At 68.2% G+C, this 9,380-nt stretch carries 8 protein-coding genes and 1 pseudogene; 6 read left to right on the forward strand and 3 right to left on the reverse strand.

The window, feature by feature from the left end; genetic code table 11:
- Both ACIQFZ_RS31090 and ACIQFZ_RS31095 read right to left on the reverse strand, forming a co-directional pair.
- Positions 1–3,122, reverse strand: a 3,122-nt coding sequence (locus ACIQFZ_RS31090; RefSeq protein WP_402692775.1) for a tetratricopeptide repeat protein, incomplete at its 3' end; no start/stop codon positions are given.
- Entirely contained in the window at positions 3,119–4,555 is a 1,437-nt protein-coding gene (locus ACIQFZ_RS31095) for an esterase/lipase family protein (protein ID WP_402692776.1), read from the reverse strand. The genes ACIQFZ_RS31090 and ACIQFZ_RS31095, both read right to left, overlap by 4 nt.
- Positions 4,556–4,882: 327 nt before the next feature.
- Here ACIQFZ_RS31095 and ACIQFZ_RS31100 point away from each other — a divergent pair, with 327 nt between their 5' ends.
- The 4 genes and pseudogenes from ACIQFZ_RS31100 to ACIQFZ_RS31115 form a co-directional block, all read left to right on the forward strand.
- On the forward strand, positions 4,883–5,098 hold the full coding sequence (locus ACIQFZ_RS31100) for a hypothetical protein (protein ID WP_402692777.1): 216 nt from the start codon (positions 4,883–4,885) through the stop codon (positions 5,096–5,098).
- Between the two features lie 480 nt (positions 5,099–5,578).
- Positions 5,579–5,878, forward strand: a complete 300-nt coding sequence (locus ACIQFZ_RS31105) for a hypothetical protein (RefSeq protein ID WP_402692778.1) — start codon at positions 5,579–5,581, stop codon at positions 5,876–5,878.
- Complete coding sequence (locus ACIQFZ_RS31110) at positions 5,875–6,147, forward strand: hypothetical protein (protein WP_402692779.1); 273 nt, start codon at positions 5,875–5,877, stop codon at positions 6,145–6,147. The genes ACIQFZ_RS31105 and ACIQFZ_RS31110 overlap by 4 nt, the downstream gene beginning before the upstream one ends.
- Positions 6,148–6,447: 300 nt before the next feature.
- Positions 6,448–6,537: pseudogene (locus ACIQFZ_RS31115) on the forward strand (hypothetical protein); the annotation flags it as partial.
- A 46-nt stretch (positions 6,538–6,583) separates the two neighbouring features.
- On the opposite strand, the gene ACIQFZ_RS31120 reads toward ACIQFZ_RS31115, so the two are convergent.
- Entirely contained in the window at positions 6,584–6,937 is a 354-nt protein-coding gene (locus tag ACIQFZ_RS31120; protein ID WP_402692784.1) for a DUF4440 domain-containing protein, read from the reverse strand.
- A 1,135-nt stretch (positions 6,938–8,072) separates the two neighbouring features.
- On the opposite strand from ACIQFZ_RS31120, the gene ACIQFZ_RS31125 reads away from it, so the two are divergent.
- Both ACIQFZ_RS31125 and ACIQFZ_RS31130 read left to right on the forward strand, forming a co-directional pair.
- On the forward strand, positions 8,073–8,729 hold the full coding sequence (locus ACIQFZ_RS31125) for a hypothetical protein (protein WP_402692780.1): 657 nt from the start codon (positions 8,073–8,075) through the stop codon (positions 8,727–8,729).
- A 1-nt stretch (position 8,730) separates the two neighbouring features.
- The gene (locus ACIQFZ_RS31130; RefSeq protein WP_402692781.1) at positions 8,731–9,273 is read left to right on the forward strand and encodes a hypothetical protein; all 543 of its coding nucleotides are present in this window, start codon (positions 8,731–8,733) and stop codon (positions 9,271–9,273) included.
- Positions 9,274–9,380: the final 107 nt, after the last annotated feature.

The raw sequence follows: 9,380 nt of genomic DNA on the forward strand, positions 1-9,380 counted from the left end.
TCGATGACCGAAGCCAGCGCCCCCTGACGATCCCCGGTCTCACCCTGATGGACGGAGAGGTTGTTCAGGGAGCCGGCGAGGTCGGGCAGGTAGGCGACCGGGCTGGCCTCCGCCAGGGCGCGGTAGTGGTCAACGGCTTCGATGACCGAAGCCAGCGCCCCCTGACGATCCCCGGTCTCACCCTGATGGACGGAGAGGTTGTTCAGGGAGCCGGCGAGGTCGGGCAGGTAGGCGGCCGGGCTGGCCTCCGCCAGAGTGCGGCGGATTTCGACGGCTTCGATGACCGAAGCCAGCGCCCCCTGACGATCCCCGGTCTCACCCTGCAGGACAGAGAGGTTGTTCAGGGACATGGCGAGGTCGGGGAGGTAGGCGACCGGGCTGGCCTCCGCCAGAGTGCGGCGGATTTCGACGGCTTCGATGACCGAAGCCAGCGCCCCCTGACGATCCCCGGTCTCACCCTGCAGGACAGAGAGGTTGTTCAGGGAGGTGGCGAGGTCGGGGAGGTAGGCGACCGGGCTGGCCTCCGCCAGGGCGCGGTAGTGGTCAACGGCTTCGATGACCGAAGCCAGCGCCCCCTGCCGGTCCCCGGTCTCACCCTGACGGTTGGAGAGGTTGTTCAGGGAGGTGGCGAGGTCGGGCAGGTAGGCGGCCGGGCTGGCCTCCGCCAGAGTGCGGCGGATTTCGACGGCTTCGATGACCGAAGCCAGCGCCCCCTGCCGGTCCCCGGTCTTGCTCTGATGGATGGCGAGGTTGTTCAGGGAGCCGGCGAAGTTGGGCAGGTAGACGGCCGGGCTGGCCTCCGCCAGGGCGCGGTAGTGGTCAACGGCTTCGATGACCGAAGCCAGCGCCCCCTGCCGGCCCCCGGCCTCGCCCTGCAGGACGGAGAGGTTGTTCAAGGACATCGCGAGGTCGGGCAGGTAGGCGGCCGGGCTGGCCTCCGCCAGGGCGCGGTAGTGGTCAACGGCTTCGATGACCGAAGCCAGCGCCGCCTGCCGGTCCCCGGCGGCAAAGTAGCGGTGGCTGGCGCGTAGAAGCTGGTCCGCGAGCTTGGCTGGCTGGGTGGTGTCATCGGACCGCAGGAGTGACAGGCGTCGAAGGTCGGTGCGTACACCCAGTTCGGGAAGACCGATCGCGGTGAATGGGATGGCGTTGGAGAGGTCGTCGAGCCAGGGCACTGCCGGGTCGTTATCAATGAGCTGGCCGAGGGCGGCCAGCGCGGTGCCGCCTTGTTCCGCGGCGACTTGGAGGACGGGCTGCCACCGGTCTGTCCCGGCGCTGACCCAGTCCGTCACCAGGTGAGTGGCGCTGTCGGGTGCGGCTGCAGCGGCGCGGTTGAGCTGGCGCAGGGCGGACAGGAGGCGGTCGTCCTCGAGGCCGTCCAGGATGCTGGGAAGCAGGTCCTCGTCGTCGCGGAGTTCGTGGAGGGTGAGGTGATCGGCGATGGGGTCCGGGCGCAGGACGAGGGGCTCGCCGGGGCCCGGTTGCAGGCAGGTGGTCAGGGTGGCGCGGATGGTATCGCGCCATTGTGTGTCGTCGCGGAGCTCGTCCACGGTGCGTAGTGCGGCGTGGACTTCTTTGCGGGTGGTGGGCGCTTGCAGGGTAAGGGTGGTGACGGATCGGTTGAGGACCTCGAGGGGAGCGTCCGCGTCTTTGGGCAGGCCGGCGATTCGGTTGTAGGTCTGGGCCCAGTAGGCGCGTTCGTGAGTGAGGACTTCCTCGTAGAGGTCCTCACGTGTGGTGGGGAGCCGGTCGGGGCTGCGGGCAGCGAGGAGGGCCAGCAGGATGTGGTCCAGCGTGGTCCAGTCGGCCGGTGCGGCCCGGTCGGCGGCGTCGAGGTCGAGTTCGGTGTCGGGGCCGTGGTGGAAGGCGCGGGCGGCACGGCGGAAGAGAGCGGCGCCAGCGGGGTGCTCGGGCGGCAGGTGAAGGGTGAAGCCCTCGCGGACCGGATGCCCGTCACGTTCCCACGCTTTGCGTAGCTTGGTGAGCCACTGGCCGTTGATGGCACGCGCAGTCATGATGACGATGGCGGGTGCGGCACCGCGCTCCATGCGGCGTTTGAGGATGGCCAGCAGGTGTTCTGCGTCGGCGGGGCGGGCGTCGGCGTAGTCCAGGACGATGAGGGTGGGGGAGACGACGGTGCCCAGCCAGTCCCGGCCGGCGGCGCCTTCGCGCAGGTAGCCGGTGTACCAGCCCTTGCGGGTGGCCAGTTGGTGGGCGAGTTCCAGGGCGAGGCGGGTCTTGCCCGCGCCGCCGGCGCCGTGGATGACGGTGATGCCGGTGTACGGGCCGGCAGCGACGGCGCGGCACCAGTCGGTGAGGATGGTCAGCTCGTCCCGGGCCTGGAAGGGCACCACCGCGTGCTCGGCGCGCAGCACCTGCAGGGGCCGGTGTACCTGCGGGTCCAGTTCTACGTACGGCGGGCGCAGTGGCTGGTCGTCGGGCCGGGGGGCCGGGGTGTGGGTGTCGCGCTCGCGCCAGGCGCGGCCGATGTCGACGGCCAGGCGCCAGGTCCACTCGCGAGCGTAGCGGGCTCCGGCGCGTGCGGCTTCGGCGAAGGTGGCGCTCGTGCCGAGGATGGGCGAGGAGGGCAGGGCGTGCGCGACGCCGACCGGGTCCAGCAGCAGCAGCGGGCGCGGCCCGTCAACGTCGGTCTGGACCAGCTCTTCCCAGCCGTCGGGGCGGCTGGTCCATACGTCCGCATCCGGCACCTCGATGCCGTCGGGGTCGAGGTCGTCGATCCACACGCCGAGCAGGGCGTGGGCGGCGTGTCCTGCTTCAGGCGCATCGAGGAGGAGGACGAGGGGGTGCAGGCCGGAGTGGAGGCAGGCACCGGCCAGGGTCAGGGCGAGGTCCAGGCAGGTGGCGTGCCGGGGGCACCACAGCACCTCGCCGGGCTGGCGGATGACCTGGCGACCGGGATCGTCGGAAGGCGCCTCGTGGGAGTAGGTGATCCCTGCACCGGCCAGCGCCTCATAGCCCCCTCGGACCTGCTCGATCCGGCTGTCAGCCGGCGGGCCCGGAAGCTGGACCAGGGCTGCCACCTGGTCGGGCAGTACATACTTGGCCAACGCGGCCGGCTCGCCCTCGAGGGACCAGCGGGGCCACGAACCGGCGGCGCTCACGGGGCCACCACCGCGATGCTGTCGGACGCGGACAGGTCACCAACACCAGGCACGGCCCGCGCACTCACCCGCACGTCGTACAGACCGGGCTCCTGGCCAGGCAGTTCGGTGAGGTAGTTGCCGCGCTCCTCGTCCCACTCCAGCCGCACTTCCGCGACCGTGGCCCGCGGACCTTGCACCGGGCGCAGAGTGGCCCAGACGGCGAGCGCAGCCGGGGCGGCGGTGGCCTCCTGCGGCAAGCTGTCTCCGCACAACCGCACCTCCAGCGGGATCACGGCGCTCCGCGCGTGAAGTTCCTCCACATCCAGGCCGAGGGCGGCCTGGCGTTCCTCGCCCCGGGCCGCGGTCAGCCTCTGCCGCTCCTCGTAGGCCTGAACCAGGCCGGGGACCCAGTCAGCGGAGACGATCGGGCCGTGGCGATCACGGGCGCGCCAGCCGGAGGTGTCATGGCCGTCCATCTCCACCGGCACGGCCGAGATCGCCGGCACGGTGCCATCGCCGTGGTCCTTCTCCCAGCCCGCCAGGTCCAGCCAGCCCGGCAGCTTCTTGCTGAACTTCAGCTTGCGGCCGTCCCACACGGCCGAGCCCTTGGTGGTGTGGCTCCAGCCCAGCCGAGGCACTACCTGCGGTTCGGCGCCACTTCGCGGTATCGCCTGCCAGGCCTGCTCGATCTCCTCGTGCAGTGCGAAGCCCTGTTTCGCCAGCGGACGCAGGTCGTCCAGGGGCAGGTCGTGGGGATAGCGGGGAGCCGTGGCTGCGGTGTCCCAGATCGTCGGGTAGCGGGGCAGCAGCTCGGCCACCGACGGCCACTGGCGCAGCAGATCGCTCACCGCGTCCAGCCGTATCCCCGCCAGCCGTACACCGTTGGCCAGCAGTTGCAGCGCCTTCGGGGCGCCGCGGTGGGGCGTGCCCAGTGTGATCAGGGCCCGGCACAACGGCCAGCCCTCCAGCGGGCCCAGCCAGTACCGGGCGACCAGACCGCCCATCGAGTGGGCCACCACCACAACCCGCCCCGCCCGCTCGGACGGGGACAGATCCTTCAGCCGGTCGTGGACATCGGCCGCCAGCATCTTTGCAGCATGCCGGACACCCAGGCGGAAGTCGTAGGGGAAGAGCACCACGTTCGCGGCCGGGTTCCGCTGACCGGCGTGACCCATGTCCATGACCACGCCGGGGAGGGCCTGAAGGTTCGCCCACAGCCGTTCGTAGCCCGGGACCACGGTCCAGCCCGGCAGCAGCCGCTTGGAGCGAATGAGTCCGCTCGCCCGCAGCGGCTCGTCCACCGTCAGCCGGCCCGGCTTCGCCAGCAGACCGGCGATGTCGCCGAAGCCCGCATCCCACACCACCTTGGCAGGCTTCCCGCCCACTTCGGGCCGTTCCAGCACGCTGCCACCGATTCCGGGCAGCACATACACCAGATGCTTGCGCCCCATCCCCGTTCCTCTCCCCCGCACTGCACACCTGAGCGCTTGGTCTTCAGGCTGCCCACCGGCACCGGGCATCAGGCGCGTGCCACGGTGCTCCCTTGTACCAGTAACAGGCTTGTGAGTAGAAGGAGTTCCCGAAAAAGAGACCTTTCGGGCGGTCCCCCTGGATGTGATGCCTGCCGTGCAAAGAGGCGTGCAGGCAAGGCCAGCCTCATGAACGGCGACTGACGTCGGCCGCTGGGCCTGAAGAATGCACATCACTGACAACTCCGCCACCGTGGAGCACCACTTCGACGGGTGCGAAGCGAACGCCATGTACGGAGTCCTGTGAGCATGCGCAAGCGCCTGACCGAGGCGCAGGCCCAGGCCGTCACCGACGGCGCCGCGCTGGTGCAGGCACCGAAATGGAGGGAGTCGAACGCCTGGCACGTCACCGCGGCGGACGGCAGCGTTCTGGTCGTCATCTCCCCCTCGTACGGCAGCGCCGGCCGCAACGGCCAACAGCAGCACCTCATCGGACCCGGCCCATCCGGCTTCCGGGAGAAGTGAAATGAGGAGGCGCAGTTCAGGGCTCATGGCCTGGAAGCGGTGGGCGACGTCTCGCTAGCCGGCGCCGCGCTACCCCAGTGGCTGGCGCCCACTCGACACCACCGGGCGCGGCCGCATCGGGTCCGGCACCTGCACCTACTCCCCATCCGCCGCCGCTCCTCTACCCTCTCCCGGCCCCCTACCGCGCCTGCCTCGTCCGGCGCCGCGCACTGGACCTGTACCGCTCGATCCCCGCCCGGCACCACTCGGAGGGCGCCGTACGCGAACTGCGAGACGTTCTGGCAGCCTGACCACCAAAGCCCGGACCGAATCCGAAGCCTGAGAAGTCAACAATTCATACGGCCACACCAGCGCGCGTCGCACTGAATCGGCCCGGCCGAAGTGGCGTCCCCACTCTCACAGCTGCCGTCGTCGGGGGTCCCTCCCCATGGGACACCGTTCCCGAGTAGCTTCGTAAGCAGCGACTAGGAGGAGGTCACCATGACGGCACAACCTGAGGATCCCGGCGTCAGCCAGTTCACCCCGCCCATGCGCACGCTCGCCGAGCTGCGTGAGGCCCTGTCGACATGGGGTTTCCCGGGCGACCGGCAGAAGTTCGAGCAAGAACTCGATGGCATCGACCTCGACGATCTGACCGCGGTTCGCGAGATCGCCCAGGCCTACCGCCACCGCGTTCTCATGCGGTACAACCCCCAGGCCATGACGGCGCTAGCCAGGCCGACCGAGGACGTCGAGGCCGAACTCCGCCGGAAGCTGGCCGAGGCCGGGGCCGCACGGTGACCCACGCCTTCTACAGCGACCCCGCCGAAAAGATCCTCACCGAACTCACCCCGGGCGAGCGGGCGGCCGTCGAGTCCGTCCGCCGCTCACTCGAAGACGATCCTGACCCTGGGCACGCCCGCGGCCTCCCGGACTCCGACCCTGGCTCGGAGTCACGAGTGATCGAGCTGCTCCCCGAGCAGACCGGCGGCCGCGGAATCTCAGTCGTCTACCGCTACAGCCAGGAACTGGACGCCTGCCTCATCCTCTGGCTGATCGCCGGTCCGTAGTCCGCGCCGGAGGGGCGTGTCCCTGATGCACCGCTCCTTCAAGCGTGGCGCATCTCGCTGCTCAGCACCCCCATCGCAAGCCCTCTCTGAGAAGCTGATCCACCAGCACCGTGGCGGCGTCATCCGACGCAGGGGCGGACATCGAAGGTGGGTAACCACTTCACCCCGGTGCCGGGGGTCGACTCGCTGGCGGAGCTGAACGAGCTGGTCGAGCAGTGGGCCCGGCACGACGGACGACGCCGGATCGGGTCCAGGCTGCGGACGATCGACGAGTACTTCGAGGTCGAGCGGCCGCTGTTGATGCCGCTGCCGCTGCCGCTGCCGCAGGAGCCGTTCGAGACTGGGCGGGTGTTCGCGCGGCGGGTCGACCGCTATGGCCAGATCGCGGTCCGCACCAACCGCTACTCGGTGCCGGTGAGGCTGATCGGCGAGCAGGTCAGAGTGAACTGCAGCTGGCCAAAGTGCCCTGGTGGAAGTACATCCGCCAGCCCGTCTCCGTCAGCCGCCACAAGGAACTCCGCCAGACCCGGCGGCCTTGGTTGTCGGCGAAGTACGTCAGATGAACGATGCCCGGGGCAAGGACGGCTCCGGACACTTCACTGACCTTAACCGGAGATTCCGGGGAGACGCTGCCGCCACTTGTCACAGTGAGGATCGACTCCACATCCCACCAGCGTCCGGAAGCCCCGATCTCGGTCCACTCCGGATCCAGAAGCTCCAGGACACGGTCCGGCGAAGCGCGCACCTCGGGATCGAGAAGCCGCATCTCTCCGTCAATGGCCGCTTGCACGGCCTGCTCTCGCTCGTCATCCGCCACGCAGAAACCTTACGAACAAGGCACACCAAGGAACAGCGAATTGTTCACGCGACGCCACGGCAGCTTGGTGGTGCCGTCAAAACTCGCGAGTATCTCCGGTCTCCAACTGCAGCCGGAACTCATGCACAAGTGCTGTCGCCCGACATGAACGAAGCCAAGGGCTGCTGAAGTGCTCGGGCCCATCCATTCTCGTCTCCGGCCGGGCGGCCGAGTGGCTGCGCGTGGAAGTCGGCCGCGGGTGGGGCAAGCGGCTGCAGTCCACATGCTCCGGATCCCGCGCGCTCGCCACGTTTCTCCCGCTGCTTCTAGCCCTGGTGGGCACGCCAGTGAGCCTTGGCCTCGTGGTTCTGAGCCTGGCGCTCGGCAACGTTTTGTCACATTCGATGGATGTGCATCCCTGATGCCGGTCGGCGCAGCAACACCGATAGTCATAGCGCAGAGACCCAAGCTTCCTGCAGCCCCTAGCAGAGCTCACCCAGATCCTTGCCAGCATCGACTACCTAAGCCAAGACCACCCCAGCTGCAACGTGAGGCCACGACCCTCAGGCCGTACGCGGGGGTTCCTTCTCCGCTGTGAGGATCAGGAAGCTGACCCGCTCGGCCAGTTGATAGCCGAGCCACAACCCCGGTGGTCCTCGACGCGCACGGTGCGCGCCACGACGATACAGATTCGCGTCGAGGAGTGCCGGGGGCAGCGGGGTCCAGGGGCCGGCGAAGGCCCCTGGTACCACCGGCCGTTACCAGCGTGGTGTCGACAGCGGTACGTGACACTCGACATCAGGCGATGGAGGGTCAGCCGAGATGCACCCGCACTTATAGAGAATAGAGACGATCACATCCCTGCAGGTCAGAGGGTCTGATGGACCTTCAGAAGATGACTCCCAAGTCATTTTGTAGCTGCGGAAGTTGCTCGTGGAGTCAAGCTGCGCCGTGTTCATTGCGACCTAGATGCGCAATACTGCGACAGGGGTCGCAACCGTCATCAACATGACTCCGAAGTCATGTTCGACGCACCCAACGCGCAGATATGTCGCGTCGTTGCTATCTATATGCGCAATCACTAGTGTGCTCCGCGTCTAGGTTTCGATCTTGAGGAGCATGTAGCGTCATGTCCGCACAGCCTCAGGGGGACCCTCGCCGGGCCCCCGGCTCGTCCTCGCCCCGTGCGCCGAGCTCCAACAGTCCGTACGCCGGCGCGCTCGGCCCGAGAAAGAACCTCGTCGAGTTGCCTGTTGGCCACACGGCCGAGGTCAGACCTCCCGTCACCGCCGGCGACTTCATCGGTAAGTACTTCGCCCAGGACAGCCTGGAGTTCCTTCGCTGGGCAGCCAAGTACTTCCGGGACGACAACGTAACCCTGTGCGTACTGCTCTACATGATGGGAAGCCAGGAAGTCGGCGGGGCAGTCGAGCTCAAGCAGTCCGTGATCGCTGCCGAACTGGAGATGGATCCCGCACAGGTGTCGCGAGCCCAGACCAAGCTGAAGAGGCTCGGGCTGGCGTACTCACCGAAGAAGGGATCCATCCAGCTTCAGCCCGCGGTGACCCTACGCGGAGGCTACCGGCTGCTCGAGAAGCCCGTGCGCGGGTCGGCCGCCAAGCGGGTCAAGGTTCAGGTGGAGCAGCTGAGCCTTCTGAACGAACTCGTGCTTGACTCAGGTGTTCCAGAGGAATTCAGAGACATGGCTCTTCCGGGTGCGAAACTCCCCGAACCATCGTCAAAAGCGAGCAAACGTAAGCGCACGCAGAAGAAGCCGGAGGCGTGAGATGAGGACTGCAGCGTCTGTTACCGCCGAGCCGCCTGAGCTGACGTACGGCACCTTCAACGGCTTCGCCTACATGCCTGCGATGCCGGGGATCGCCTACCGAGTGCTCTTCCGGCTCCTGGGAACGCAGGAGCCAGGAGGCCGCTGCCTGGTCACCGAAGAAGAGCTGGCCGAAGCCCTGGACGTGCACCGCTCCATGGCGGGGCGGGGTCTGCAGGCCCTGATCCTCGCCAAGCTCGTGTTCCGCCAGGCCAAAGGCGTCTACCTCCTCAACCCGATGATCAGCGGTGCGCGCTGCGTCACCGAGCACTTGGAAGCCATCGGGACACTCGAGCCCGAGGATCGTCTCGACGTTGACGACTACCAGGAACGCTACGACGCCGCCGTCGCCCAAGCTGAGCAGGAGAAGAGGGAGAAGCGCTTGGGACGCAGGACAGCAGCGAGGCACCCCGAGCCGGCCGAGCCCGCCGCTGAAGAGACCGCGGACGTGCTGAACCTCTCGATGGCACGTAAGCGGCCGCGGAGGCGATCGCCCCGCCCGTAGCGACAGTCGGCAAAATCGGGTAGGAGGGCCGGGTCGCCCAGCCCTCCTCCCACACCACCGGACATGCGGGTCACGCATCCGGCGGTTCACCGAGCTGATCTCATCCG

The organism is Streptomyces sp. NPDC093064 (genome assembly GCF_044754605.1).
GTDB lineage: Bacteria > Actinomycetota > Actinomycetes > Streptomycetales > Streptomycetaceae > Streptomyces.